Source organism: Kitasatospora sp. MAA19, from assembly GCF_029894125.1.
Taxonomy (GTDB): Bacteria; Actinomycetota; Actinomycetes; order Streptomycetales; family Streptomycetaceae; genus Kitasatospora.
The window spans coordinates 226871-253432 of record NZ_JARXYZ010000004.1 but is presented as its reverse complement, the minus strand read 5'-3'; the positions used below and the strand labels follow the sequence as shown (position 1 = coordinate 253432).

Below are 26562 nucleotides of genomic sequence, written 5' to 3'. Positions count from 1 at the left end.
AGGTGCCCCGCACGGGTTGTGGCCGTGCGGGGCACCTCTGTCATATCTGGGGGCTTAGAAGTCGTCGTCGAAGGCGACCGAACCTTCAACGGCGACCTGGTACGCGGACACCCGGCGCTCGAAGAAGTTGGTCAGCTCCTGGACGTTCTGCAGCTCCATGAAGCCGAACGGGTTGGTCGACCCGTACCGGATCGGCAGGCCGAGGCGGGCCAGGCGCTGGTCGGCCACGGCCTCCAGGTACTGGCGCATCGACTCGGTGTTCATGCCGGCGAGACCGTCACCGCACAGGTCCTGGGCGAACTGGAGCTCGGCCTCGACGGCCTCCTCCAGCATCTCCGTGACCTGCTTGGCCATCTCGTCGTCGAAGAGGTCGGGCTCCTCCTCGCGAACCGTGTCCACGACCGACATCGCGAAGTCCATGTGCATGGACTCGTCGCGGAACACCCAGTTGGTGCCCGTCGCCAGGCCGTGCAGCAGGCCGCGCGACCGGAACCAGTACACGTACGCGAACGCGCCGTAGAAGAACAGACCCTCCACACACGCCGCGAAGCAGATCAGGTTGAGCAGGAACGCCCGCCGATCTTCCTTCGTCTGCAGCGAGTCGATGTGGTCGACCGCGTTCATGTACTTGAAGCAGAACTGCGCCTTCTGGCGGATGGAGGGGATGTTCTCCACCGCGTCGAAGGCCGCCGCGCGGTCCTCCGGGTCGGGCAGGTAGGTGTCGAGCAGCGTCAGGTAGAACTGGACGTGCACGGCCTCCTCGAACAGCTGGCGCGACAGGTACAGCCGCGCCTCCGGGGAGTTGATGTGCTTGTAGAGGCTCAGCACCACGTTGTTGGAGACGATCGAGTCACCGGTGGCGAAGAAGGCGACCAGGCGGCCGATCAGGTGGCGCTCGCCCTCGCTCAGCTTGGCCAGGTCGGCGACGTCGGAGTGCAGGTCCACCTCCTCGACGGTCCAGGTGTTCTTGATCGCGTCGCGGTAGCGGTCGTAGAACGACGGGTAGCGCATCGGGCGCAGGGTCAGCTCGAAGCCGGGGTCGAGCAGCATCTTGCGGTCGTCGGCGGTCATTACTGGCAGGCCTCGCAGGACTCGGGGTTCTCCAGGGAGCAGGCCAGCGCGGCCTCCTGCTCCGGGGTGAGAGCGGGGGTGTTCACCGGCACGGGCGCGGGCGCGGGCGCGGCGGCCCGGGCGGCACCGGAGGCGGCCTGGGCGATCCGGGTGGCCGGGCGCGAGCGCAGGTAGTAGGTGGTCTTCAGACCGACCTTCCACGCGTAGGCGTACATCGAGCTGAGCTTGCCGATGGTCGGCGCGGCCATGAACAGGTTCAGCGACTGGCTCTGGTCCAGGTACGGCATGCGGGCCGCGGCCAGGTCGATCAGCGCACGCTGCGGCAGCTCCCAGGCCGTCCGGTACAGCGACCGCACCTCGGCGGGCAGCCAACCCAGCTCCTGCACCGAGCCGTTGGCCTCGCGCAGGGCGTCCCGGGTCTGCTGGTCCCAGACACCGAGCTCCTTCAGCTCGCGCACCAGGTACGGGTTGACCTGGAGGAACTCGCCGCTCAGCGTCTCGCGCTTGAACAGGTTGGACACCTGCGGCTCGATGCACTCGTAGACGCCCGCGATGGACGCGATGGTCGCGGTCGGCGCGATGGCCAGCAGCAGCGAGTTGCGCAGGCCGGTCTCGGCGATCCGGGCGCGCAGCGCGCTCCAGCGGTCGGCCCACTGCGGGGCGGCCGTCGGGAAGTGGTCGATGTGCAGCTCGCCGCGCGCGGCGCGGGTCTCGCCGTACGCCTCGTGGCGGCCCAGCTGCTCGGCCAGGTCGGCGGAGCGCTCGTAGGCGGTGAGCATGATGCGCTCGGCGATCAGGGTGGACAGCCGCGCGGCCTCCGCCGAGTCGAAGTCGATCCGCAGCTTGAAGAAGACGTCCTGCAGGCCCATCACGCCGAGGCCCACCGGGCGCCAGCGGGAGTTGGAGGTGCCGGCCTCGGTGGTCGGGTAGAAGTTGATGTCCACCACGCGGTCGAGGAAGGTGACGGCGGTGCGCACGGTGGCGTCCAGCCGCTCCCAGTCCATGGCGCCGAGCAGGTCCTCAGCCGAGGCCCCCTCAGCCACGTGGGCGCCGAGGTTGACCGAGCCGAGGTTGCAGACGGCGGTCTCGGAGTCGTCCGTGACCTCCAGGATCTCGGTGCACAGGTTGGAGGAGTGCACCGTGCGGCCGGGCAGCGCGGTCTGGTTGGCGGCGCGGTTGGAGGCGTCCTTGAAGGTCATCCAGCCGTTGCCGGTCTGCGCCAGGGTGCGCATCATCCGGGCGTACAGGGTCTGCGCGGGGATGGTGCGCACGGCCTTGCCGGCCAGCTCGGCCTTGCGGTAGGCCTCGTCGAAGTCGGAGCCCCACAGGTCGACCAGCTCGGGCACGTCGGCGGGGGAGAACAGCGACCAGTCCGCGTTGGCGTTGACCCGGCGCATGAACTCGTCCGGGATCCAGTGCGCCAGGTTGAGGTTGTGGGTGCGCCGCGCCTCCTCGCCGGTGTTGTCGCGGAGCTCCAGGAACTCCTCGATGTCGGCGTGCCAGGTCTCCAGGTAGACGCAGGCCGCGCCCTTGCGGCGGCCGCCCTGGTTGACCGCGGCGACCGAGGAGTCGAGGGTGCGCAGGAACGGGACGATGCCGTTGGACTGGCCGTTGGTGCCGCGGATCAGGCTGCCGCGGGAGCGGATGCGCGAGTAGGACAGGCCGATGCCGCCGGCGTGCTTGGACAGCCGGGCGATCTGCGCGTAGCGGCTGTAGATCGAGTCCAGGTTGTCCAGCGGCGAGTCGAGCAGGTAGCAGCTCGACATCTGCGGGTGCCGGGTGCCGGAGTTGAACAGGGTCGGCGAGGAGGTCAGGTACTCCAGCCGGCTCATCAGGCCGTACAGCTCGGCGACCTCGCGCACCGACTGCTCGCTGTCGCCGACCGCCAGGCCGCAGGCGACGCGGAGCAGGAAGTGCTGCGGGGTCTCGATGACCTTGCGGGTGATCGGGTGGCGCAGCAGGTAGCGGGACTGCACGGTGCGCAGGCCGAAGTACTCGAAGCGGTCGTCGCCGCGCGGGTCGATCAGCGCGTCCAGGGCGGCGGCGTGCTTGGCGACGAAGGCGGCGGTGGTGTCGCCGATCAGGCCCTCGGCGTGGCCGACGGCGATCGAGGCGGCGAAGGAGACCGAGCCCTGGCTGTTCGCCTCGTCGACGATCTCCAGGGCGAGCAGCCGGGCGGCCAGCTTCGAGTACTGGGGGTCCTCGGCGATCATCGACGCGGCGGCGTCCACGGCCAGCCCGCGCAGCTCGGCGAAGTCCGAACCGGCGTGGCGGCCGCGCAGCGCGGCGGCGGCGACGTGGCCGGGGTCGGCCTGGGGGAGGTCGACGCTGCGGTCGGTGAGCAGCCGCAGCAGCGCGCCCCCGGGGTCGGAGACCGTCGGGTCGGTGAAGGCGGAGCCGGTTCCCTGGGCGGGCAGGGTGGCTGAGGCAGCGATGGTCAAGGCGCTCTCTCCTGGCGGCGATCGTGCGGCGGTGATCGGGGCACCGGACCGTTCGGGGCAGGGGAGCACGGCACGTACGCAGGATGCGTCGCGCGACAGTGGCGTCCCCGGCCCGCCCGCGAGGCCCGGAAGGTACTTCTCGTGCTGGTGCGGCCTCTGCGGGAGGGCCGGTGCGCACACCATCGGCAGGTATTCGGACTCGCGGGGCGGCTGCTGGAGCCGCCCGCACACCGCTGCGGGGCAGTCCCGGATTCGCACCGGGTTCCCCTGCGTCGACAGCAGGGACGAGCATACATCTAGTGGCGTGAGTCCGATGCAGCCCCACATGTAGTGTCGCGCGGCAGGGTCGATCGAGTCTGTGTGCGGTAATCTGCTCAGGCCGGAGGGTGCCACTCCTGGGCCGTACGGCCGTCGCACGGGCGCATCCGCACCTGCGTCGCGCCGCCCGTGGAGGCGCCCGGATTCTCGATGCAGCGCCCCGTGTCCTGGTTCGCGAGCTGCCCGGCGGGGGTGACCCGCCAGCGCTGGTCGGGGCGCGAGGTGCAGCCGGTGAGGACGGGGAAGCCGATGTCCGGGTCCTCGACGCAGCGCCCGGACTGGCCGATCGAGCCGTCGTCCCCCATCGTCCAGGTCTGCGCGGGCGAGCCGTCGCAGGTGCCGGCGCCCAGCAGGGCGGGATCGTCCGTCATCCGGCTGTCCAGGCAGCGGCCGGGCACGGCCGAGGTGATCGCCCCGCTGGGCTGACCGGCGGCGGCCTGGAACGAGAAGGAGTCGCTGCTGAGCCCGGCGCCGCCGTCCCAGATCTCGAACCCGGCCTGGACGGCGCACAGGTACGAGCCGGCCGGGACGTAGCCGCGCTGGACGGCGTCGCGGGTGAAGGCCCGCAGGTCCAGGTCGGTGACGGAGGTGGCGCTGGTGGCCATCTCGTAGGTGATCAGGGTGTGGCTGCTCTTCTTCGGCGCCTGGTAGACGCGGTAGGAGGCGCCGCCGGCCCGCAGCTCGCCGGCCTGCTGCCCGAACGGCGTCTTGCCGTTCCCGCGCAGCCAGATCATCAGCTCGGCGCTCTCGGTGAAGGAGCAGCTGGTCCGGCTGGTGCTGTACCAGACGTCGTACGACGCGTTGTAGACGCCGTCGTCGACCTGGGTGGTGCGCCAGCTGCTGGTCGCGTACCGCAGGTTGTTGACGGCGATGGGCAGCGGGCCGGTGCCGGGCTGGAGCTGGGTGCTGATGTGCGGGTAGGCGCCGGGTCCCCGGTCCGGGTCGGTCAGGCTGGTGGGGCTGATCCCGCTGCGGGTCACCCGGAAGCCGGGTCCGCCGTCGGTGCTGCTGATGCAGAGGCCGCCGGTGGCGTTCCACTCGTTCGGGTTGATCAGGTAGCGGCCGGAGTCGACGGCCTGGGACGGGTAGCGGTTGTCCCCCGTGGAGCAGATCTCGCCGGCGGTGGCGGCCGGCAGCGGGGTGACCGCGGGGGCGGCCCTGGTGGGCTCCTGGCGGTCCTGCGGGAGCAGCACCGCGCACAGGGCCAGCACGATCGCGATGGACGGCGCGAGCCACCACCACGGTCGCAGACGGGGGCGCCCGGTTCCGGGCACGACGGGGTGGGCCATGGGGTCCTCGCCTCCCTGCGGCGGTGTGGCCGGCCGGTGCTGGGGCCGGGTCGGTGGCGCGTTCACCCTGCGGGCGTGGAACCCGACCGGGGCCGGGTGGCACCGGAGGTCGGCTTCTTGGCGGGGGGCTTCGTGGTGGTGGCCGACGGGGACGTCGAGGGGGTGGGGGAGGCCGGCGGGTCGGGGACCGGCGGGGGGACGGTCAGGGCCGGCTCGGAGCGGACGGTCCACGGCGTGCTGTAGCGGGGCGCGGCGACCCCGGCGGCGTACGCCTCGGCGGCCGCACCGGACGCGGCCACCCGCCAGTCCACCTCCTTCCGCGCCTCGTACCAGATCACGCCGATGATGTCGGGGTGCTGCGGGAGCTGGGAGAACATCTCGGTGATCCACTGGGCCTTGAGCCCCGAGGTGTCGGTGGCCCCGGTCTCGGTGATCACCACGGGCTTCTGGGTGAACTCCCGGACCTGCTTGATGGTCGGCTGGAAGATCTGGTCGAACGACTTGTACTTCTCGACGCCGGTGGTGCCGTAGTAGCCGGACAGCCCGATCCAGTCGGCGTAGTCGTCGCCGGGGTAGAGCGAGTTCAGGCTGGTGGCGTTCTCGTAGTCGACGTTGGGACTCCACACCCAGGTGACCCGGGTGGCGCCCGCCTGCTTGAAGATGTCGTGGACGTGCCGCCAGGCCTGGACGTACTGGCCCTTCCTGTTGCCGTTCGCCTGCTCGGCCCAGGGGTACCAGTAGCCGTTCATCTCGTGGGCGAAGCGCAGGGCGACGGGGTAGCCGAGGCCCTTGATGCCCTCCGCCCAGGTCCTGATGTAGTCGTCGAACTTGCCGTCGATGATGTTGGACAGGGCATACTCGGGCTGGTCGCCGCGGAGCTTGTCGTCCTTCGATTCCTTGTGGTAGTCCCAGGGTTCCCAGGCGACCATCGGCATGATGCCGCGTTCGGCGACGGTGTCGAAGACCCGGCGGTCGAACTTCCGGTCCCACCAGCCCACCGAGAACTCCAGCACGTTCGGCTGGTGTTTGACGGCGGCGGTGAACTCGTCGAGCGGGCCGAGGTCGTACGGGCCGGTCTTGGTCATGATGCCGGTGAACGCGCCGCCGGCCGGCGGGAACAGCGGCGGCGGGGGCGGTGCGGCGGTCGTCGGTGCGGGGGCCGTCGGTGCGGGGGCCGTCGGTGCGGGGGCCGCCGGTGTGCCGGGGGTGGTGGGGTCGGCGCTCGGCGGCGTGGCCAGGGCGCTGGCCAGCCAGCTCGGCAGCGCGGTCGGGGCGGCGCCGGCGAAGGCGTACGGCTCCCGGTCGGCGTGGGAGAGCCGGGGCGCCAGGACGAAGGTGTACCCGACCATCAGGGCCAGGGCGACCAGGGCGGCGATCCGGGGCACGGTGATCCGCAGCATCAGCGGCCTCCCTGCTTCGACCGGCCGCCGGCCCGGGCGGGCTCCAGCAGTTCCTCGAACTCGTCCGCGGCGGCGGGTTCGTCGCTGCGGCCGGTCGTCCCGTCGTGCGGCGGTTCGCTCCGCTGGGCCGGCAGGTGTCCGGCCGCGGGGGCGTGGGCGGCCCCGACGGGCGCCGACGTCGCCGCGGCGCGCCGGGCGCGGGCCTCGCGGCGTCCGCTGACGAAGGAGATCACCGGCGGCGCGACGCCGGTGAACAGGCTGACTCCGGCCCAGAACCGCAGGATCCAGAGGTCGTGGTGGAGCGTGAAGCTCGCGCCGAGCAGTCCGCCCGCGACGGCCGCCCACACCAGGTGCAGCCGGAACGTCGACAGCGACTCGGCGCTGCGCAGGTCGCCCTTGGCGGTGACGGCGTACGCGAGCGGACGGCGCAGCAGCGCGGCGACGGCGGCGGCGACGTAGACCGGGCCGGCGAACAGGGCCAGTCCCATGCCCGCCATGCCGATCTCGCGTCGCTCGTGCGCGGCCAGGTTGAACCGGCGCAGCCAGAGCCACAGCACGAACCAGCTACCCATGCTGGCGCCCCACAGGGCCACCCAGTGGGCGCTGTTGAGGTGGATGGAGGTGACGCCGAGGGCCAGGTACACGGAGGTGGCGAGGCTGCCGAGGACGGTGGTGAGCGCCACGCTCGGGTAGTAGAACTGGACCAGGCCGTAGAGCACCCGCTGGCGCAGCCGCAGCTTGATGCCCGAGCGCAGCCGGTTCTTGAGCAGGATCTCCCAGATGCCGTACGCCCAGCGCTTCTGCTGGTTGAAGTAGTCGGTCCAGGAGGTCGGGCCCTCGCCGACGGCGAGGACGTCCGGGGTGTAGACGCCCTTCCAGTGGTGGCCGGTCTCCGGGTTCACGGAGGCCTGGACCCGCATGCTGGTGAGGTGGTCCTCGATGATCGAGTCCTGGTAGCCGCCGATCTGCTGCCAGGCGGTGGGCCGGTACAGGTGGTTGGTGCCGATCAGCAGCGGCGCGTCCATGCCGTTGCCGCCGCGCTCGACCAGGCCGGAGAACAGGTACTGCTGCACGGAGGCGCCGTGGGCGACCCAGTTGTCGTACATGTTGCCGTACACCTGGGGGGCCACCACGAAGGCGACGTCGGGGTCGCGGAAGTAGCCGAGGGTGCGCTGCAGGAAGCAGGGCAGCGGGACGTGGTCCGGGTCCATCTGGGCGACCACGTCGTACCCGTGCTCGTGCTCGGCGCGCCAGGAGTTGTGGTTGCCGGACTTGGTCTTGGCCCGGAACTCGCCCTCGGACCGGTTGTACTCGGGGCGTCCCTTGCGGCTGAAGTGGTGGACGCCGAGCCGGGCGGCCATCTTCTTGACCCGGTCGTCGTCGCCCTCGTCGAGGATCCAGACGTCGACCCGGCCGTCGTACTCGATCCGCAGCATCGCCGCGAGGGTGCGTTCGACGATCTCGATCGGCTCCTTGGAGGGCACGATCGTGGTCAGCACGGCGACCCGCAGCCCGGGCGGCGGGGTGACCGGCACCGGGTCCTTGGCGCGGAAGGCGAACACCCAGACGGCGAGGTTCTGGACCAGCCGGACCAGTTCCACCGTGATGACGGCACAGAAGCAGATGCGGGCCAGGTTGATCCGCCAGTCCGGGGACCAGCCGACACCGGAACCGGGGATGTGTTCGGGCAGCAGCAGCCAGCCGACGAAGGCGAGGCCGGCCAGTGCGTTGGCCGTCACCAGGACGGTCATCACGAACGTGGTGCCGCGGGAGGAGACCGAGCGGTAGCGGACGGCGGCGCCGTCCTCGCCGGGGGTCAGCGGGCCGGCGGTCTCGGCGCAGGCGACGTAGGCGCGTTGGGCGGCGGTGTTGCGCACGTCCCTGCGGACGATCCGCCGTTCGTGCCGGGCCCGGGGGAGGACGCGTCCGTGGCGTCCCCGTCCCCGGTTGCCCCTGGTCGCCGCGTGTTCGTTGGTGGAGTCCACCGGTATGCCCCCATGCAACCGCTCCGTTGGGCCGAAGCCGTTGGTTCCCTGCTCTGTCACCGCTCTTCGGCGCTGGTCACCCGGCCGTCGGTGGGACGGGTCCGCGGGTGGGCCGACACCCTCGCTGGCTTGGCTGATAGTCGTTCAAACGGCCAGCATACGGGCCGCTGCCGGACGGTCACAGTCGGGGTTCGGGTCCAGGGGCGCCGGGACGCCGCAGGCCCCACCGGGACGGTGGGGCCTGCGGGGTGGCCCGTGGGTCGGGAGGGCTTCAGGGGGTGATCTTGACGGAGTTCGCGATCTGGTCCATCAGCGCCAGCGAGGGGGCCTCCGGCGCCTGGTCGAGGCAGATCTGGAGCACCGGCACGGTGGTGGCCCCGGCCGCCGGGGTGACCTGGAGGACGCCGCAGTAGCCGTCCGGCGTGGAGGAGCCGCTGGACATCGGGACGTGCCACAGCGCGAGGTAGCCGTCCAGGCCCTGGATCTTGACGGCCGACTGCTTCACCGGCTCCGGCGGGGTCGGCGCGTCGGAGCCGTAACGGGCGTTGTAGAGCAGCTGGCCCATGCCGAGCACCAGGGACTTCGGGTCGGACCAGCCGCCGTTGAACACCCGGAGGTTCTGGATGACCAGGCCGCGGGTGCAGGCCCCGCTGCCGTGGCCCACGCAGGCGTACGGGCCGACCGCGTAGCGGACGTCGGTCGGGTTCTTGGCGTCGACCTGGACCTGCCAGTCCGGCGGCAGCATGAAGTTCATCTTCGAGTCCTGGCCGGTGATCTGCCGCCCGCCGGCGAGTGGCTGGCCGCCGGTCAGGGCGGTACCCATGAAGCCGTTCGGGCTCTTCGGGTCGCCGGTGGCCGTCGGGGCGGCGGTCGGGTCGGCCTTCGCCGAGCCGGAGTTGCCGGTCTTGTCGCCGACGACGTACCCGGCGCCGGCCATCACGACCGACAGCACGACGGCGCCGACGGCCAGGAGCACCCTGCGCTTGGCGCGGTTCGGCTCGACCGTCTCGAAGACCACCGAGGTCGGGATCGGCTTGGGGGCCGGCGCGACGGGCCCGGGCTGCGGACCAGGCACCGTGGGGGAGACGACGGTCGACGCGGCGGCGTTCTGGGCGGTGTGGCCCGGGAAGGCGCTCGCGGGCGCGGCGGCGCCTCCGGGCTTGGCCTGAATCCTGTCGGTCCAGGCGGAACCGTCCCACCAGCGCAGCGTGTTGGGCTGCCCGGAAGGGTCGTCGTACCAGCCGCTTGGCGTACTCCCCGTCGTCATGCGGCGGATCCTAGCAGTGCCCCGATCAGATGGTCATTTCACGTCACCGGCCCGTGCGCAGCGGCCGACGCGGCCTCAGAAAGCCATCGTGTAGACCATCAGGTCCATCCCCGGGTACGGCGCCCAGTCGCGCTCCGGAGTGCGCAGGAAGCCGGTCCGCTCGTAGATGCGGTGGGCGGCGGTCATCTCGGGGCGGGTGGAGAAGGCCATGCCGGCCAGGCCGAGTTCGCGGCTGCGGGCGACGGTGGCGCGGACCAGGGCCTCGCCGACGCCCCGGCCGCGGGCGGCCGCGGCGGTGGCCAGCATCCGTATCTCGCCCTCGCTCGGGGCGGCGATGTCGGCCCACTCGGTGCCGCCGACGGCGAAGGTCACACAGCCGAGGACCCGTCCTTCGGCCGCGTCGACCGCGACGAGGAGCTCGGCCTCCCGGGCCCGGCGGGCGGCGTCGCGCAGGAGCTTGACGTAGCCGCTCGTGGGCGAGGTGTGGCCGTCGCCGACGAAGGCCTCGACGGTGATGCGGCCGGCGTCGTCGAGGTCCTCCGAACGGGCCTGACGGATGAGGATGTCCATCCCGCCAGTGTGCCGGAGCCGTGCGGTGTGGTGATCTCCGGGGTGGACCGGACCGGGAGGGTGGCCGGGTCGGCGGAGGGGCGCAGCGAGGCGGCCGGCAGGCTGCCGTACAGCCGGTCCAGGCGCTCCGGGCCGGCCGGGTAGCCGCCCGGGCGGTGCCAGTTGTCGCGGCCGGCGGCGGCGCCGCGGGCGACCTCCCGGCCGATCAGGGTGCCGAGCAGGCCGAAACCGCCGACGGTCCCGGCCAGGGCGAGTGCGCTTGCGAGAGTGTCGGTGTCCATGGCTCCACTCTGGCCGGGCCGCGCGGCGGCCACGAGTGGCAGGAACGACCGATTGCCTCGAAATCCTGCCACCCGGGCCCTTCCGCCCGCGACGCCCGCCGGGCATCCTGGGCGGCATGCTGAAGAACGTGGTCGCCGTGGTGCTGGAGGAGGTCCACCCCTTCGAGCTCGGCGTCGCCTGCGAGGTCTTCGGCCTGGACCGCACCGACGAGGGCCTGCCCGGCTACGACTTCGCGATCGCCGGGGCCCGTCCCGGGCCGCACGCGACCCACTCCGGGTTCGCGGTGGACGTCCCGCACGGCCCCGAGCGGCTGGCCGGGGCCGACCTGGCGGTGGTCACCGCGACGGCGATCCGCCCGGACTACCCGGAGCCGCTGCTGGCGGCGCTGCGCTCGGTGGTGGCGGACGGCGGCCGGGTGCTCTCCATCTGCAGCGGCGCCTTCGTGCTCGGCGCCGCCGGACTGCTGGACGGCCGCCGCTCCAGCACCCACTGGCGGCACAGCGAGGAGCTGGCCCGGCGCTTCCCGCTGACCACGGTCGAGCCGGACGTGCTGTACGTGGACGACGACCCGGTGATCACCTCCGCCGGGACGGCCGCCGGCATCGACGCCTGCCTGCACCTGGTGCGCAAGGTGCAGGGCGCCGAGGTGGCCCGGGGGATCGCCCGCCGGATGGTGGTGGCGCCGCACCGGGAGGGCGGGCAGGCCCAGTTCGTGAACCGCCCGCTGCCCGGGGGCGACGGCGACTCGCTGGCCCCGCTGCTCGACTGGATGCGCCACCACCTGGACCGCGACGCGACCGTCGAGCAGCTGGCCGCCCGGGTCCACATGTCCCCGCGCACCTTCGCCCGCCGCTTCCAGCAGGAGACCGGCACCACCCCGCACCGCTGGCTGACCGGGCAGCGGGTGCTGCTCGCCCAGCGGCTGCTGGAGTCCACCACCGAGCCGGTGGACGCGATCGCCGCCCGCTGCGGCTTCGGCAACGCGGCGGCGCTGCGGCACCACTTCGGGCGCCGGCTGGGGACCACGCCGCTGGCCTACCGGCGCTGCTTCGCCGACCCGCGGGAGCGCGGGTGACGGATCGTCAGTTCTCCAGGGCCAGGTGGTCGACGGTGTTCCAGCGGTCCGGGTGCAGCCGCCCGTCCTGGGCGCGCCAGAGGCTGGTGGAGCAGTTGTGCACCGGCCCGAGCGCGGTGAGCCGCTCCTCGGTGAGCCGGTCCAGCACGTAGCGCAGCATCAGCACCGTGCAGTCGTGCGCGACCAGCAGGACGGGCCGTCCGGCCTCCTCCTCGCAGAGGTCCCGCAGCAGGCTGCGCACCCGCAGCGCGACGTCGGCCCAGGACTCGCCGCCGGGCGGGCGGTAGTACAGCTCGCCCATCTTGCGCCGCCGGGCGGCCTCCTCCGGGTGCCTGGCCTCGATCGCGGCCCGCGGCAGCATCTCCAGGACGCCCAGCTCGCGGTCGCGCAGCCGCTCGTCGTAGCGCACCGCGAGCGTGACCGGGACGGCGCCGAGCCCGGCGGCCTGGGCGAGCGCGATCCGGGCGGTCTCGGTGGTGCGCACGTACGGCGAACACCAGACGCTGCGCGGGCGGTCGGCGCTGGGCAGGCCGGCCCACCAGCGGCCGAGCGCCTGGGCCTGCTGCTGGCCGTGCAGCGACAGCGGGATGTCGGCGTCCCGGCAGCTGATCGGGACGCTGAGCGCGCCGGCGGCCTCGGCCAGCTGGAACTCGACGTTGGCGGTGGACTCGCCGTGCCGGGTGGCGATCAGGACGGACGGCAGCCGGGTGGCCGTCGCCGGGCGGTGGGTGGTGAGGTGGTGCGGGCTCTGGGTGGACTGGTGCTGGCCGTTGAGGGTGGTGCCGAGTTCTGCCATGGCCGCGTGCTCCCCGTGGGTCGATCAGTTTCCGGCCGGTCGCCGGTCCGGTCTGGTGGTGCCCTGCGAAGGCGGCTGTTCATACATATGATCGCGCCGCCTTCTCCAGTGTTCACGGAGAGGGCGGCGCGATCACAGGGCGCGTGCAGCGCGAATCAGTGCGCTGCTACGGGCTCCGGCGCGTTCTCCGGCTCCTCGTCGCCGGCTTCGGCGCTGTAGTCGGCGGGTCGGGTCTCGTCCGGGCCCTCGGGCGCCTTGACCGCGCGCAGCACCAGGGTGAGCGCCACCGCGACGAGCAGGTTGAGCGCGAAGGCGGTCAGGCCGATGTAGCCGATCTCGCCGATGCCGGGGATCGCGGCCGCGTTGCCGCCGAAGTGCTTGGTGGCCGGGCTGGCGATGCCGTACGCCGTCCAGGTGCCGTACGCCATGCCGGCCGCCCAGCCGGCGAACAGCGCCCAGTGGTGGAACCAGCGGGTGAACAGGCCGCCGACGATCGCCACGAAGGTCTGCAGGATCCACAGGCCGCCGAGCAGCTGGAGGTTGATCGCGGCCTGCTTGTCCATGCCGAGCACGAAGACCAGCGCGCCGACCTTGACCAGCAGTGAGACCAGCTTGGCGATCCGGGTCTCGTCCGCGGGGCTGGCGGTGGGCTTCAGCCACTCCTTGTAGACGTTGCGGGTGAACAGGTTGGCCGCCGCGATCGACATGATGGCGGCCGGCACCAGCGCGCCGATTCCGATCGCGGCGAAGGCCACGCCGGTGAACCAGTCCGGGAACATGTCGGCGAACAGCTGCGGCACCGACAGCTGGGCGTTGAACTTCTTGTCGCCCTGGCCGACGCCCGCGGCGATCGCCATGAAGCCGAGCAGCGCCAGCAGGCCCAGCATCAGCGAGTACGCGGGCATGATGGCCATGTTGCGGCGCACGGTGTTGCGGGACTTGGAGGCCAGCACGCCGGTCACCGAGTGCGGGTACATGAACAGCGCCATCGCCGAGCCCAGCGCCAGCGTCGCGTACGTCCACTGCTTGTTGTCTGGGAGGGTCATCGAGCCGCCGGACTTGGGGGCGCTGAACTTGTGCGCCGCCGCGTCGAAGATGTGCCCGTAGCCGCCGAGCCGGATCGGGATGTAGATCACCGCGACGATGATCACGATGTAGATCAGCGCGTCCTTGACGAAGGCGATCAGCGCCGGGGCGCGCAGCCCGGAGGAGTAGGTGTAGGCGGCCAGCACGCCGAAGGCGATGAACAGCGGCAGGTCCTTGACGAACCAGTTGGCGTGCTCGCCGCCGCCGACGCCGAGCACGTCCAGCACCGCCTGGATGCCGACGAGCTGGAGCGCGATGTACGGCATGGTGGCCAGGATCCCGGTCAGCGCGACGACCAGGGAGAGCGGCCGCGAGCCGTACCGGCCGCGGACGAAGTCGGCCGGGGTGACGTACCCGTGCACCCGGGAGACCGACCAGAGCCGGGGCAGGAAGAGGAAGACCAGCGGGTAGGCGACGATCGTGTACGGCACCGCGAAGAAGCCCGCCGCGCCGGTCGCGTAGACCGCCGCCGGGACGGCGACGAAGGTGTACGCGGTGTAGAGGTCGCCGCCGAGCAGGAACCAGGTGACCCAGGTCCCGAAGCTGCGGCCGCCCAGGCCCCACTCGTCCAGGTGCGCCGCGTCGTCGGCCCGGCGCCAGCGCGAGGCGAGGAAGCCCATCACGGTGACCAGGGCGAAGAACAGCACGAAGACCACGAGGGCCGGCACGTTGACGTCCTTCATCGCGCGCCACCCGCCTTCCGGGCCGCCGTGCGGGCCTTCTCGTCCCGGTTGATCAGCAGGTACGCGGCGACGGTGAACACCGCCGACACCGGCACCCAGAGCAGCTGGTACCAGTAGAAGAACGGCACCCCGCCCGCGGGCGGGTCGGTCTTGTCGTACGAGGACACCCAGAGCAACGCGACGATCGGCACCAGCAGGGCGAGCCCGGCCAGCACCCGCTCGGGGGTCACCGCCGGCACCCGGTCCCCGGGTGGCTCGGGCATGACAGGTTCGGTGGCATCGGGATCAGACGGCATCTTCGGCTCCGCTCCGGAGGGTTCCCCGTCGGCGCCGCAGCCCCGGGAGCACCGCACGCCCCCGCGAGCCCGCCGAGCAGCACCATCGGTGATCGGCAGTCAGTACGGCTGCGCAATCTAGGGCATGGGGTGATCCATGTCACCGGGATCGGGGCGACTTCCCGCCATTCGGACGCCGTCCGGGTGTATTCGACCGGTACGGGCCGTCCGGGTGACGCGAACGGGCACCGGCGCGCGGGTCGCGCGCGCCGGTGCCCGTGGTGCGAAGGGGGCGTGAGCCGCCGTCGACTACTCCGGCCGCTTGAGCCGGGTGATGAACTTGTAGCGGTCGCCGCGGTAGATCGAGCGGACCCACTCCACCGGGTCGCCCTCGGCGTCGAAGGAGTGCCGGGAGAGCTGGAGCATCGGCAGCCCGAGGTCGGAGCCGAGCAGCCCGGCCTCGCGCGGGTTGGCGAGGGTGGTCTCGATGGTCTCCTCGGCCTCGGCCACGGTGACCCCGTACACCTCGCGCAGCGCCGCGTAGAGCGAGTTGTGCTTGGCGAGGTTGCGGCGCAGCGCGGGGAAGCGCTTGGCGGACAGGTGCGCGACCTCGATGGCCATCGGGTCGCCGTTGGCCAGCCGCAGGCGCTCGATCCGCAGCACCCGGCCGCCGGGCTTGATGTCGAGCAGCGGGGCGAGCCGGTCGTCGGCGGTGATGTAGCCGATCTCGATCAGCCGCGAGGCGGGCTCCAGGCCCTGGGCCCGCATGTCCTCGGTGTAGGAGGTGAGCTGGAGGGCCTGGGCGACCTTGGGCTTGGCGACGAAGGTGCCCTTGCCCTGGATGCGCTCCAGCCGGCCCTCGACGACCAGTTCCTGCAGTGCCTGGCGGACGGTGGTGCGCGAGGTGTCGAACTGGGCGGCCAGCGCGCGCTCCGGCGGGACCGGGGTGCCGGCGGGCTGGGTCTCGGTCAGTTGGAGCAGGTGGCGCTTGAGACCGTAGTACTTGGGGACGCGCGCGGTCGGGTCGGTGCCGGCCTGCGCCGGGAGGTTTTTCACCTCGGGGTCGTTGACCTGGGCGGTGGATCCCCCGTCGCTGCTCATCGGACCTGTTCTCCCGCTTCTCACAGGGTCTTTACGGACCCCGCCACATCGTTAACGGGTGACATCGTTGCATGTATGGCTACGGAACGAATACCTCATCACGCGATGAACGATGTGCGGTGTCGGCTTGATAACGGGTGGTCCGGATCGGTCGAACTCCCGTTGACAGGCCCATTGGTCTAGGCCAAGCTCCAGGCATCTGGTCTACACCACTAGGCCGGTCACTACGAATCCCCCCACCCGCTCGAAGGGGTCCGCGGCACCTTTCCCCCCGCTCTACGTGGGTCTGCCGCTGCCGCCCGACGGGGGTAACCCAGGCATCCCTCAGGAGGATGGCGTGAAGCGTCAGCTCATCGCGGCGGTCGGCGTCGCAGCAATGGTCGTCGGCCTGGCGGCTTGTGGCTCCGACGGCAAGAAGGACGACAACGCCGGTTCGGGCTCGTCGTCCGCGGCGGGCGCCAAGAACTACAGCGGCAAGACGCTGAAGGTGTGGCTGATGAGCGGCTCCGCCCCGAAGGGCTGGACCGACGCGGTCAAGACCGAGTTCGAGACCACCTACCCGGGTTCGAAGGTCGACTTCCAGATCCAGGAGTGGGGCGGCATCGGCGCGAAGGTCACCGCCGCGCTGTCCGAGGGCTCGGTCGACGTCGTGGAGGTCGGCAACACCCAGACCGCCGGCTACGCGGCCTCGGGCGGCCTGCTCGACATCACCAAGGACAAGGCCAACCTGGGCGGGGCCGACTGGGCCGCCAACCAGAACGAGTCCGCGATCCTGGACGGCAAGCAGTACGCCGCCCCGTGGTGGGTCTCCAACCGCGTCGTCGCCTACAACAAGGACCTGTGGACCAAGGCCGGCCTGACCGACGCGCCGAAGACCCTGGACGAGTTCTACACCGACCTGGAGAAGCTGAAGGCCACCGACGGCGTCGCCGACCCGATCTACCTGCCGGGTCAGGAGTGGTACACCTACTTCGGCTTGCTCACCGGTGAGGGCGGCAAGATCGCCAAGAAGGACGGCGACAAGTGGGTCGGCGGCCTGTCCTCGCCCGAGGCGCAGAAGGCCTTCGAGACCTACAAGAAGCTGCAGGGCTACTCGGTCACCGGCCCGAAGGACAAGGACGAGGCCACCCCGCAGCAGAAGGACGTCTTCGGCAAGGGCAACGTCGGCGCCATGATCGGCCTCGGCTGGGAGCTGCCCGACGAGAAGACCATGCCCAAGGACAAGATCGGCTTCTTCCCGCTCCCGGGCAAGACCGCCGACAAGCCCTCCGGCGTCTTCCTCGGCGGCTCGAACCTGGCGATCGCCTCGCAGGGCAAGAACACCGACATGGCGAAGGACTTCCTGAAGGTCGCCCTCAACGACAAGAACGAGGGTCTGGTCGCCGCCGCGGGCAACATCCCGAACAAGGCCGCGCTGAACAGCCAGCTCACCGGTGACTTCGCGAAGGCCGCCCAGTCGGCCGCCGCGGTCGGCGGGATCACCCCGAACACCCCGAACTGGGCCAGCGTCGAGGACAACCCGAACCCGGTCAAGGACTTCCTGACCGCGGTCCTGCAGGGTGGCGACTACGCGGCCACGGCCAAGAAGTACGACGACGAGATCGCGAAGCGGCTCAACCAGAAGCAGTAGGCACCGAGCGGCGTCGCTCACCGGCCCCCGGCGGGGGGTCGGTGAGCGACGCCTGTCCGTCGTGGTCGGGTTGTGAGGAAGTGAGAACGATGGCTGTGCATTCAGAGCGGGTGCAGACACAGTCCCCGGAGCCAGGGAAGGCTGTTGTGGCCAGTATTGAGACGCGTGCCGCGGGCGGCGGTGCCAAGGGCTCCGCCCCGAAGGGCACCAGATCCGCGGACGGCCCCGGCCTGGGCTCCCGTCTCGCCCCGTACCTGCTGCTGCTGCCGGCCACCGTGGCGACCATCGCCCTGCTGGGCTGGCCGCTGGTGAAGACCGTCCTGCTGTCGTTCCAGAACCTCAACAAGCGCCAGCTGGTCCTGCACCTGACCGAGTGGAACGGCTTCGACAACTACAAGGAGCAGCTGACCGACCCGGAGTTCTGGTCGGTCACCGGGCGCACCGTCGTCTTCACCCTGGTCAACGTGGTGCTGATCATGGTCGGCGGCACCCTGATCGGCCTGCTGCTCAACCACCTCGGCAAGAAGATGCGCCTGGTGCTGTCGATCGGGCTGCTGATGGCCTGGGCCATGCCGGTGGTCGCCGCGACCACCGTCTACAGCTGGCTGTTCGACCAGCAGTGGGGTGTCGTCAACTGGGTCCTGGACCAGCTGGGTTGGCACTCGATGGCCGACTACAACTGGATGAGCGACCAGTACTCGACCTTCTTCGTCGTCATCCTGCTGATCGTCTGGCAGTCGGTGCCGTTCGTGGCGTTCAACATGTACGCCGGCCTGACCACCATCCCCAGGGAGCTCTACGAGGCCGCCCGGATGGACGGCGCCGGCTCCTTCAAGATCTTCGGCTCGGTGATCTTCCCCAGCCTGAAGCCGTTCTTCCTGGCCACGACCTTCCTGGAGATCATCTGGGTCTTCAAGGCCTTCACCCAGGTGTACGCGATCAACGCCGGCGGTCCCGAGAAGCTGACCCGCACCCTGCCCGTGCACGCCTTCCTCGAAGGCTCGTCCGGCCAGCACTACGGCGTCGGCTCCGCGATCGCGGTGCTCACCATCCTGATGCTGGGCGCGCTGATGGCGTACTACTTCCGCATCATGATCAAGCAGGAGGACGAGCTGTGAGGCGCTCTCTCTTCGGACGTACCTGGCCGAACGTGATCGCGGTCGTCCTCTTCGTCTTCTTCATCTTCCCCGTCTACTGGATGGTCGCGACTGCCTTCAAGCAGAACAACGACATCATCAGCAAGACGCCGGTCTTCATCCCGTTCAACGGCACCTTCGAGCACTTCACCACCGCGGTGAACGCGCCGAACTTCTGGACGTACGTCACCAACAGCCTCATCGCCACCGTCGGTGCGGTGCTGGCCTCGCTGGTGATCGCGACCCTGGCGGCCTTCGCCATCGCCCGGATGAAGTTCCGCGGCCGCAAGTCCTTCGTGCTGGTCGTCATGATCGCGCAGATGGCGCCGTGGGAGGTCATGACCATCGCGGTCTACATCATCTCCCGCGACAACGGCATGCTGAACAGCCTGGTGCCGCTGACCTTCTTCTACATGATGATGGTCCTGCCCTTCACCATCTGGACGCTGCGCAGCTTCATCGCCGCCGTGCCGAAGGAGCTGGAGGAGTCGGCCATGGTGGACGGCTGCACCCGCACCCAGGCCTTCGTGAAGGTGATCTTCCCGCTGCTGGCCCCCGGTCTGATGTCGACCTCGCTGTTCGGCTTCATCACCGCGTGGAACGAGTTCCCGCTCGTCCTGATCCTCAACAAGGAGGAGGGCAAGACCCTCCCGCTCTGGCTGTCCTCCTTCAAGACCGCCTTCGGCAACGACTGGGGCGCCACCATGGCGGCGTCCACGATGTTCGCCATCCCCGTGCTGATCCTGTTCGTCTTCCTGCAGCGCAAGGCGGTCGGTGGACTGACCGACGGCGCCGTGAAGGGCTGAGTCATCGTGAGCATCCTCGTTCCCACCGTGCCGGACAGCGACCAGCTGCACCGCGACGCCCTGACCGTCCTGCAGCCCGGCTTCGTCGGCACCAAGGTGCCGCAGTGGCTGCGCCGCCACCTCGCCGCCGGGCTCGGCTCGGTCGCGCTGTTCGACCGCAACGTGGTCGACCTCGACCAGCTCGCCACGCTCACCAGGGCGCTGCGCGAGGAGAACCCCGACCTCCTGATCGCGATCGACGAGGAGAGCGGGGACGTCACCCGGCTGGAGGCGGGCTCCGGCTCGTCCTGGCCCGGCAACCTCGCGCTCGGCGCGATCGACGACCCGGCGCTGACCCGGGACGTCGCCCGCGAGCTGGGCCGGGCGCTGGCCGCGGCCGGCGTCAACTACAACTGGGCGCCCACCGCGGACGTCAACTCCAACCCGCGCAACCCGGTGATCGGCGTCCGCTCCTTCGGCGCCGACCCGGAGCTGTGCGCCCGGCACACCGCCGCCTGGGTGGAGGGCCTGCAGTCGGCCGGCGTGGCCGCCTGCTCCAAGCACTTCCCCGGCCACGGCGACACCGCGGTCGACTCGCACCACGGCCTGCCGGTCATCGACGTCGACCTGGACGTGCTGCGGGCCCGCGACCTGATCCCGTTCCAGGCGGCGATCGCGGCCGGCACCAAGGCCGTGATGACCGCCCACATCATGATCCCGGCGCTCGACCCGAAGCTGCCGGCCACCCTCAGCCCCACCGTGCTGCGCGACCTGCTGCGCGCCGCCCCGGCCGACGGCGGCCTCGGCTACCAGGGCCTGATCGTCAGCGACGCGATCGAGATGGGCGCCATCGCCGACACCTTCGGGATGGGCGAGGGCACCGTACTGGCCCTGGCGGCCGGCGCGGACGCGATCTGCGTCGGCGGCGGGCTGGCCGACGAGGAGACCGTGCTGATGCTGCGCGACGCCATCGTGGCGGGCGTGCGGGCTGGCCGGCTCTCCGAGGAGCGGTTGGCGGACGCCGCCGACCGGGTCCGCGCGCTCGGCAGCTGGGGCCGGATCTCGGCCCAGGGCGAGCGGCCGGAGCCGGACCTCGCGGTCGGCCTGCGGGCCGCCCGCCGGGCGCTGAAGGTGGTCCGGGCGCCGGGCCACGAGCCGCTGCCGGTGTCCGAGCGCCCGTTCGTGGCCTCGTTCTCGGACGAGCCGAACATCGCCGTCGGCGACGTCACCCCGTGGGGCGTGGCCGGCATGCTGGCCGACCGCTTCCCCGGCACCCGCACCCGCGCGGTCTCGGCGGCCGAGGCCACCCCCGAGCTGCTGGACGCGCTGGTCGCCGGGCTGGTGGCCGCCGCCGAGGGGCGTCGCCTGGTGCTGGTGGTCCGCGACGCGCACCGGCACGCCTGGATGTCCGCCGCGCTGGGCCGCCTGGTGGCGGCCCGCCCGGACGCCGCGGTGGTCGAGATGGGGCTGCCGCAGTCCGAGCCGGTCGGCGCGCTCTACATCGCCACCCACGGCGCCGCCCGGGTCTGCGGGCTGGCGGCCGTGGAGGTGCTCACCGGGCAGCCGGGAGCGATCGGCTGAGCCGAGGGGGGAACGTCACCGGCGGTGTCCGGAGGGCGTTGGCCGACGGGCCCGTCATGCGCATGTCGCATGGCGGGCCCGTCCCGTTTTCCCCGCGTTGACCTGCGAGTTCACCATGTGACCGTGCTCCCTCAAGTGAGCCTTAAATTCACCTTAAGTTCGACTGAGGGTGATGGAACGGCAACGGTTGGCCACGGGGTACAACGGCTCTGCAACGGCCTTGGTGACGAGGGCTTTTGGCCGTTGACACCACCTTTGGTCTAGGCCAGAGTCCAGTCATCCGGTTCGAACTTCAACCTCACCGGATGTGGTACCGGCCCTCCCCGAAGCTCTTCGCCCCTGCCCGGACTCTCCGCTGCGGGCGCCATCACGCTGCCGGCGGGCAACACGGCTCTAGCACCCTCGGAGGATGGCGTGAAGAAGCGTCAGCTCATGTCGACGTTCGGAATCACAGCCCTGGCGGTCGGACTGACGGCCTGTTCCTCGGCCGGCACATCGTCGACGGACGGCAGGAGCCCCGCCGCCGATCCGAAGGCCGCGACCGGCACCGTCACCGTCTGGCTGATGGACGACGCCCAGAAGAACTGGCCCGACCTGGTGCAGCAGGTCAACGACCAGTTCGCCGCGAAGTACCCGAACGTCACCCTCAGGCTTTCGTACCAGGGCTGGGCCGACAAGGTGACCAAGCTCGACAAGGCCATCGCCGAGGGCGGCGCCCCCGACGTGGTCGAGCTGGGCAACACCGAGACCATGAAGTACGTGCTCTCCGGCGCGCTGGCTCCGGTCGACCGGACCAGCTTCGACAACTCCGACAGCTGGATCAAGGCGCTCGCCAACACCTGTACGTACCAGGACAAGCTCTGGTGCGTGCCCTACTACGCCGGCGCCCGGGTCGCCATCTACAACTCCGCCGGCTTCCAACAGGCCACCGGCAGCGCGGAGTTCCCCAAGACCGAAGCCGACCTGCTGACGGCCCTGGACAAGGTCGCCGACAAGAACAAGGCCGACAAGAGCTTCTCCCCGCTCTACCTGCCCGGCCCGTACTGGTACGCCGCGATGAGCTACGTGGCCGCGTACGGCGGCAGCATCGCCAAGTTCGACAGCTCCGGCAACTGGCACGGAACCCTGCACGACGCCAAGTCCCAGCAGGGCGTCAGCCACTTCATCGACCTGGTCCGCAAGTACAACAAGGGCGACCTGGCGGTGAACGAGCAGAACCAGTTCGAGTCGATGGCCCGGGGGCACGCCGCGTCCTTCTACGGCAACGGCTACGAGGCGGCCAGCGTGACCGCGCCGGTCACCGGCGACCCGGGACTCAAGGACGCCGTCAAGGTGGCCACCATGCCCGGCCCGGACGGCAAGCCGCTGCCCACCTTCATCGGCGGCTCCGACCTCGCCGTCACCGCCAAGTCCGCGCAGGTCGCGCTGGCCACCGACTGGGTGCGGATGTTCACCGGCACCAAGTCCCAGCAGGCGCTGGCCGACAAGGACATCCTGCCGAACAACCTCACCCAGCTGAACCCGCTGAAGAGCAAGCCGAGCACCTCCGCCGCGGCCAACGCGGTGCCGGACGCCTGGTTCACCCCGCTGGCGCCCGGCTGGGGCGCGATCGAGAAGCAGAAGATCCTGCCCGACATGCTGAGCGCCATCCTCAAGGGCAAGTCGGTGGACCAGGCCACCAAGGAGGCCGACGCCGCGATCGACCAGCTGATCAACACCCCGTCCTGACCGTCCGTCCCGTCCCCGGGCGCCGCCGCCGAGCGCCCGGGGCGGGGCGGTTCGGGTGTGCCCGCCCGGGGCGCCCACCGTAGGATTGCGGCAGGAAACCACCGCAGCGAGTGTGCGGACTCGCCGCCGTAGAGGTCCCCGCCGGGCAACTGCCCGGTCGGGGTCGAACCATCTCATCGGAGGCACATCCTGATGTCCGACCCGCAGACTGTTTCCGTCCCCGGCCGGATCATGGCGGCGGAGATGGCCGAGCAGCCGGCCGTCCTCCAGCGCATCCTCGACGAGGGCGCTCCGAAGATCCGCGAGATCGCAGCCGAGATCGCCGCCCGCAACCCTCGCTTCGTCCTGCTGACCGCGCGCGGCACGTCCGACAACGCGGCGCTGTACGCCAAGTACCTGATCGAGATCCTGCTCGGCAAGCCCGCCGGCCTGACCTCGATGTCCACCACCACCGCCTACGGCGCCAAGCCGGACCTCACCGACGTGCTGGTGATCACCGTCAGCCAGTCCGGCGGCTCGCCGGACCTGGTGGCCTCCACCAAGGCCGCCCGCGAGGCCGGTGCCATCACCCTCGCCGTCACCAACAACGCGGCCTCGCCGCTGGCCGAGGTCTCCGAGTACCACATCGACGTGCTGGCCGGCCCGGAGAAGGCGCTGCCCGCCACCAAGACCTACACCGCCGAGCTGCTGGCGCTCTACCTACTGGTCGAGGGCCTGCGGGGCGGCGACGGGTCGGCGGCCAAGGAGCTGCCGGGCCTGGCCGCCGGCGTCCTGTCCCGTCATGCCGAGGTGAAGGCGCTGGCCGAGCGCTACCGCTTCGCCCAGCGCCTGGTCATCACCTCGCGCGGCTACGGCTACCCGACCGCCCGCGAGGCGGCGCTGAAGCTCATGGAGACCACCTACATCCCGGCCTCCCCGTTCTCCGGCGCCGACCTGCTGCACGGCCCGCTGGCCATGGTGGACAACGTCTCGCCGGTCATCGCGATCGTCCCGGACGGCAAGGGCGGCGAGGCCCTGCAGCCGGTGCTGGACCGCCTGCGCGGTCGCGGCGCGGACCTGGTCGTGGTCGGCCAGCAGCCGCAGGTGAACGCCGCCTCGGCCGGCTTCGCGCTGCCGGCCGGCGTGCCCGAGGAGGTCCAGCCGATCCTGGAGATCCTGCCGCTGCAGCTGCTGGCCTACGAGGTCACCATCGCCCGCGGTCAGGACCCGGACGCCCCGCGCGCCCTGGCCAAGGTCACCGAGACGCACTGACGTACGGCGCCACGAGCCGGGCCCCCGTCCACAGCCTGTGGACGGGGGCCCGACTCGTTGAGCGGCGGAACATGGCTTCGGTGGGGGAGCCCCGTGGTGCTTCGTGGTGCTTCCCGGCCGCGAACGGAACCGGCCCCGGAAAGCACTACGGGCCACGGCGCCGACACGGGACCCTCAACCCATGCGGCACCGTAGCCCGGAGCTGTCGTCGGGCACCGGAGTCGAGCGAGAACTGTGCGGGGTCCTCGTTCGGCGGCGTCCGACCGAGGAAAGGCCTCGCGCGGTCAGGGCAGTTGCGCGGTGGGCCTCTCCTTGGTGCCCTTTCATTGTGGACTAGACCAATCTGGGTTGTCCAGGCCGCTCCAAAAATTGGTCTGGACAACTTCGCCCGCACGGTCCCGTCGCAGGCCCGGAGCATGATCCGCCCGCCGGTCCGCCGCGCCCCGCGCGGACCGGCGGCGCTACCCTCGCCATGTGCCCTCGTTGAACGAACTCGTCCGCCGCCACACCACCCTCACCGGGGCCGACGTGGAATGGCTCCACATGCTGGTCTCGGAGTGGCAGCTCCTCTCCGACCTCTCCTTCGCCGACCTCGTCCTGTGGATCCCCACCTGGGACGGCATCCGCTACGTCTCGGTGGCGCAGATGCGGCCCAACACCGGCCCCACCTCCTACCAGGACGACATGGTCGGCCACCTCGTCCCGCGCGGGCGCCGCCCGCTGCTGGACGCCGCCTTCGACGAGGGGCGGATCGTGCGCGAGGGCGACCCGGAGTGGCGTGAGGAGGTGCCCGTCCGGGTCGAGTCCATCCCGGTCCGGCGCGAGGGCAAGGTGCTCGGGGTGATCGCCCGCAACACCAACCTGCTGACCGTCCGCACCCCCAGCCGGCTGGAGCTCACCTACCTGCAGAGCGCCTCCGACCTGGCCCAGATGATCGCCGCCGGCAGCTTCCCGTTCCCCGGCGTCGAGCAGATCGACATGGACGCCGCCCCCCGGGTCGGCGACGGCCTGATCCGGCTCGACGCGGACGGCATCGTCACCTACGCCAGCCCCAACGCGCTCTCCGCCTACCACCGCCTCGGCCTCACCACCGACCTGGTCGGCAGCCACCTCGGCCGCGCCACCGCCGACCTCGTCCCGCCCTCCCGGGCGGCCGTGCACGAGGCGCTGGTGAAGCTGGCGAGCGGCTGGGCGCCGCGGCAGACCGAGGTCGAGGTCCAGGGGGGAGTGGTGACCCTGCGGGCGATCCCGCTCAAGCCCAAGGGCACGCTGACCGGTTCGCTGGTGCTCTGCCGGGACGTTACCGAGCTGCGCCGCCGCGACCGCGAGCTGATGACCAAGGACGCCACCATCCGGGAGATCCACCACCGGGTGAAGAACAACCTGCAGACCGTCGCGGCGCTGCTGCGGCTGCAGTCCCGCCGGATGGAGTCGGAGGCCGGCCGGGCCGCGCTGGACGAGGCGGTGCGCCGGGTCGGCTCGATCGCGATCGTGCACGAGACGCTCTCCCAGGCGCTGGACGAGCAGGTGGCCTTCGACGAGATCGCCGACCGGGTGCTGGCGATGGTGATGGAGCTGTCCCAGGACGGTCGGGTGGCGACCCGCCGCAGCGGCAGCTTCGGCATCCTGTCCGCCGAGGTCGCCACCCCGCTGTCGATGGTGCTGACCGAGCTGCTGCAGAACGCCCTGGAGCACGCCTTCGGCCCGACCGCCTCCGGGAACCTGGAGGTCAGCGCGCTGCGCGGGCGGGCGCCGGCGACCGGGATGGGCTGGTCGGACAGCTGGAACGGCGGCGCCCGCCCGGAGGAGTACCTGCTGATCACGGTGCAGGACGACGGCCGCGGCATGCCCGAGGGGTTCGACCCGCAGACGGCGGGCAACCTCGGCCTGCAGATCGTCCGCACGCTGGCCACCGGGGAGTTGGGCGGCACCTTCGACATGGTGGCCGGCCCGGACGGCGGCACCAAGGTGATCCTGGAGATCCCGGTCCGCTGACGCCGACGGCTCTGCGGACCGGTGCACCGGTGCGGATCGGTGCATCGAGGAGCGCGGTGGGGGCGTGCGCGCGGCGAAGGCGCCGGGCGCCCGCCGTGCGAGCCCCGCGCACGGCCGGTCCGCTGGGGCGCGGACACAAAAACGAGGCCCTGTCGACCGGGGGGGGTGGGTCGACAGGGCCTCTCAACCCGTTCCGGCCGTCGGGGGGAGTCGGCCGGAACGGGGGCTCTAGGTGGTGCGACACCTCGCCGGTGCGTTGCACACGGTGAGCGCCACAGCTCCACAATATTGCTCTAAGTGAACAGTATCAAGTGGCTGGACGGTCCGGTGTCGCGGGACCTCGCCAGGCAAGGCCCTTTGTGCGGAAGGCTTCACCAGGAAGTGCAGGGAAGCCTTTGATCATGTGTTGATCGGTGCTGCGGTTACTGCTGGTACTACGGCGTGTGATCAGGCGGTGCGGGCGCGGTTGCGGGCGGCACGGCGCTTCATCGCGCGACGCTCGTCCTCGCTCATGCCGCCCCAGACGCCGGCGTCCTGGCCGGTCTCGAGAGCCCACTGCAGGCACTGCTCCATGACCGGACAGCGGCGGCACACGGCCTTGGCTTCCTCGATCTGCAGCAGAGCAGGACCGGTGTTCCCGATCGGGAAGAACAGCTCCGGGTCCTCTTCGCGGCAGACAGCGCGGTGGCGCCAGTCCATGGTCGTCCAACTCCTCCTGCCGGCGGGGGTCACCCGATCGGCATAATCGATGGCTTGTGAATGTGAACGCTTTCACGAATCCCGCAACAGCAAAAGAGACCAAAGGCCCACCGGGCCC

At 71.1% G+C, this 26562-nt stretch carries 20 protein-coding genes and 1 riboswitch; of the genes, 8 read left to right on the top strand and 12 right to left on the bottom strand.

The window, feature by feature from the left end; translation table 11 throughout:
• Positions 1-54: 54 nt before the first annotated feature.
• The 7 genes from P3T27_RS09065 to P3T27_RS09035 form a co-directional block, all read right to left on the bottom strand.
• The gene (locus P3T27_RS09065; protein ID WP_280676219.1) at positions 55-1071 is read right to left on the bottom strand and encodes a ribonucleotide-diphosphate reductase subunit beta; all 1017 of its coding nucleotides are present in this window, start codon (positions 1069-1071) and stop codon (positions 55-57) included.
• Positions 1071-3488: a ribonucleoside-diphosphate reductase subunit alpha gene (locus P3T27_RS09060; RefSeq protein WP_280676613.1), complete on the bottom strand. Its 2418-nt coding sequence runs from the start codon at positions 3486-3488 to the stop codon at positions 1071-1073. The genes P3T27_RS09065 and P3T27_RS09060 overlap by 1 nt, the downstream gene beginning before the upstream one ends.
• A 190-nt stretch (positions 3489-3678) precedes the next feature.
• A riboswitch (cobalamin riboswitch) is annotated at positions 3679-3821 on the bottom strand.
• A gap of 65 nt (positions 3822-3886) precedes the next feature.
• The gene (locus P3T27_RS09055) at positions 3887-5119 is read right to left on the bottom strand and encodes a ricin-type beta-trefoil lectin domain protein (protein WP_280676217.1); all 1233 of its coding nucleotides are present in this window, start codon (positions 5117-5119) and stop codon (positions 3887-3889) included.
• 62 nt (positions 5120-5181) lie between these two features.
• Positions 5182-6519: a glycosyl hydrolase gene (locus P3T27_RS09050; protein WP_280676215.1), complete on the bottom strand. Its 1338-nt coding sequence runs from the start codon at positions 6517-6519 to the stop codon at positions 5182-5184.
• Positions 6519-8504, bottom strand: coding sequence for a glycosyltransferase family 2 protein (locus P3T27_RS09045; RefSeq protein ID WP_280676213.1), 1986 nt, complete (start codon positions 8502-8504; stop codon positions 6519-6521). The genes P3T27_RS09050 and P3T27_RS09045 overlap by 1 nt, the downstream gene beginning before the upstream one ends.
• A 271-nt stretch (positions 8505-8775) precedes the next feature.
• Positions 8776-9771 (bottom strand): DUF2510 domain-containing protein, encoded by a 996-nt coding sequence (locus P3T27_RS09040; RefSeq protein ID WP_280676211.1) that lies wholly within the window; start codon positions 9769-9771, stop codon positions 8776-8778.
• A 75-nt stretch (positions 9772-9846) separates the two neighbouring features.
• Positions 9847-10341, bottom strand: a complete 495-nt coding sequence (locus P3T27_RS09035) for a GNAT family N-acetyltransferase (RefSeq protein WP_280676209.1) — start codon at positions 10339-10341, stop codon at positions 9847-9849.
• A gap of 397 nt (positions 10342-10738) precedes the next feature.
• Between P3T27_RS09035 and P3T27_RS09030 the strand changes: the two genes are divergently transcribed.
• Complete coding sequence (locus P3T27_RS09030; protein WP_280676207.1) at positions 10739-11698, top strand: helix-turn-helix domain-containing protein; 960 nt, start codon at positions 10739-10741, stop codon at positions 11696-11698.
• A 7-nt stretch (positions 11699-11705) separates the two neighbouring features.
• Here P3T27_RS09030 and P3T27_RS09025 read toward each other — a convergent pair whose 3' ends face one another.
• The 4 genes from P3T27_RS09025 to P3T27_RS09010 all read right to left on the bottom strand — a co-directional run bounded on the left by P3T27_RS09025 (position 11706) and on the right by P3T27_RS09010 (position 15639).
• Positions 11706-12494 (bottom strand): histidine phosphatase family protein, encoded by a 789-nt coding sequence (locus tag P3T27_RS09025; RefSeq protein ID WP_280676205.1) that lies wholly within the window; start codon positions 12492-12494, stop codon positions 11706-11708.
• 155 nt (positions 12495-12649) lie between these two features.
• The gene (locus P3T27_RS09020; protein ID WP_280676203.1) at positions 12650-14263 is read right to left on the bottom strand and encodes a sodium:solute symporter family protein; all 1614 of its coding nucleotides are present in this window, start codon (positions 14261-14263) and stop codon (positions 12650-12652) included.
• On the bottom strand, positions 14260-14526 hold the full coding sequence (locus tag P3T27_RS09015; RefSeq protein ID WP_280676201.1) for a DUF3311 domain-containing protein: 267 nt from the start codon (positions 14524-14526) through the stop codon (positions 14260-14262). The genes P3T27_RS09020 and P3T27_RS09015 overlap by 4 nt, the downstream gene beginning before the upstream one ends.
• Positions 14527-14847: 321 nt before the next feature.
• A complete protein-coding gene (locus P3T27_RS09010) occupies positions 14848-15639 on the bottom strand; it encodes a GntR family transcriptional regulator (protein WP_280676199.1) in 792 nt (263 codons plus the stop codon).
• Between the two features lie 337 nt (positions 15640-15976).
• Here P3T27_RS09010 and P3T27_RS09005 point away from each other — a divergent pair, with 337 nt between their 5' ends.
• The 7 genes from P3T27_RS09005 to P3T27_RS08975 all read left to right on the top strand — a co-directional run bounded on the left by P3T27_RS09005 (position 15977) and on the right by P3T27_RS08975 (position 25745).
• Complete coding sequence (locus tag P3T27_RS09005; RefSeq protein WP_280676174.1) at positions 15977-17269, top strand: extracellular solute-binding protein; 1293 nt, start codon at positions 15977-15979, stop codon at positions 17267-17269.
• A 146-nt stretch (positions 17270-17415) separates the two neighbouring features.
• Positions 17416-18387 (top strand): sugar ABC transporter permease, encoded by a 972-nt coding sequence (locus tag P3T27_RS09000; protein ID WP_280676172.1) that lies wholly within the window; start codon positions 17416-17418, stop codon positions 18385-18387.
• Complete coding sequence (locus P3T27_RS08995; RefSeq protein ID WP_280676170.1) at positions 18384-19211, top strand: carbohydrate ABC transporter permease; 828 nt, start codon at positions 18384-18386, stop codon at positions 19209-19211. Before P3T27_RS09000 ends, P3T27_RS08995 begins: the two co-directional genes overlap by 4 nt.
• Before the next feature lie 6 nt (positions 19212-19217).
• Positions 19218-20771, top strand: coding sequence for a glycoside hydrolase family 3 protein (locus P3T27_RS08990; RefSeq protein ID WP_280676168.1), 1554 nt, complete (start codon positions 19218-19220; stop codon positions 20769-20771).
• A 432-nt stretch (positions 20772-21203) separates the two neighbouring features.
• A complete protein-coding gene (locus P3T27_RS08985) occupies positions 21204-22499 on the top strand; it encodes an extracellular solute-binding protein (RefSeq protein ID WP_280676166.1) in 1296 nt (431 codons plus the stop codon).
• Positions 22500-22691: 192 nt separating this feature from the next.
• On the top strand, positions 22692-23750 hold the full coding sequence (locus P3T27_RS08980) for an SIS domain-containing protein (protein ID WP_280676164.1): 1059 nt from the start codon (positions 22692-22694) through the stop codon (positions 23748-23750).
• 474 nt (positions 23751-24224) lie between these two features.
• Positions 24225-25745, top strand: coding sequence for a PAS domain-containing sensor histidine kinase (locus P3T27_RS08975; protein ID WP_280676162.1), 1521 nt, complete (start codon positions 24225-24227; stop codon positions 25743-25745).
• Positions 25746-26192: 447 nt separating this feature from the next.
• On the opposite strand, the gene P3T27_RS08970 is transcribed toward P3T27_RS08975, so the two are convergent.
• Entirely contained in the window at positions 26193-26444 is a 252-nt protein-coding gene (locus P3T27_RS08970; RefSeq protein WP_014138019.1) for a WhiB family transcriptional regulator, read from the bottom strand.
• Between the last annotated feature and the right edge of the window lie 118 nt (positions 26445-26562).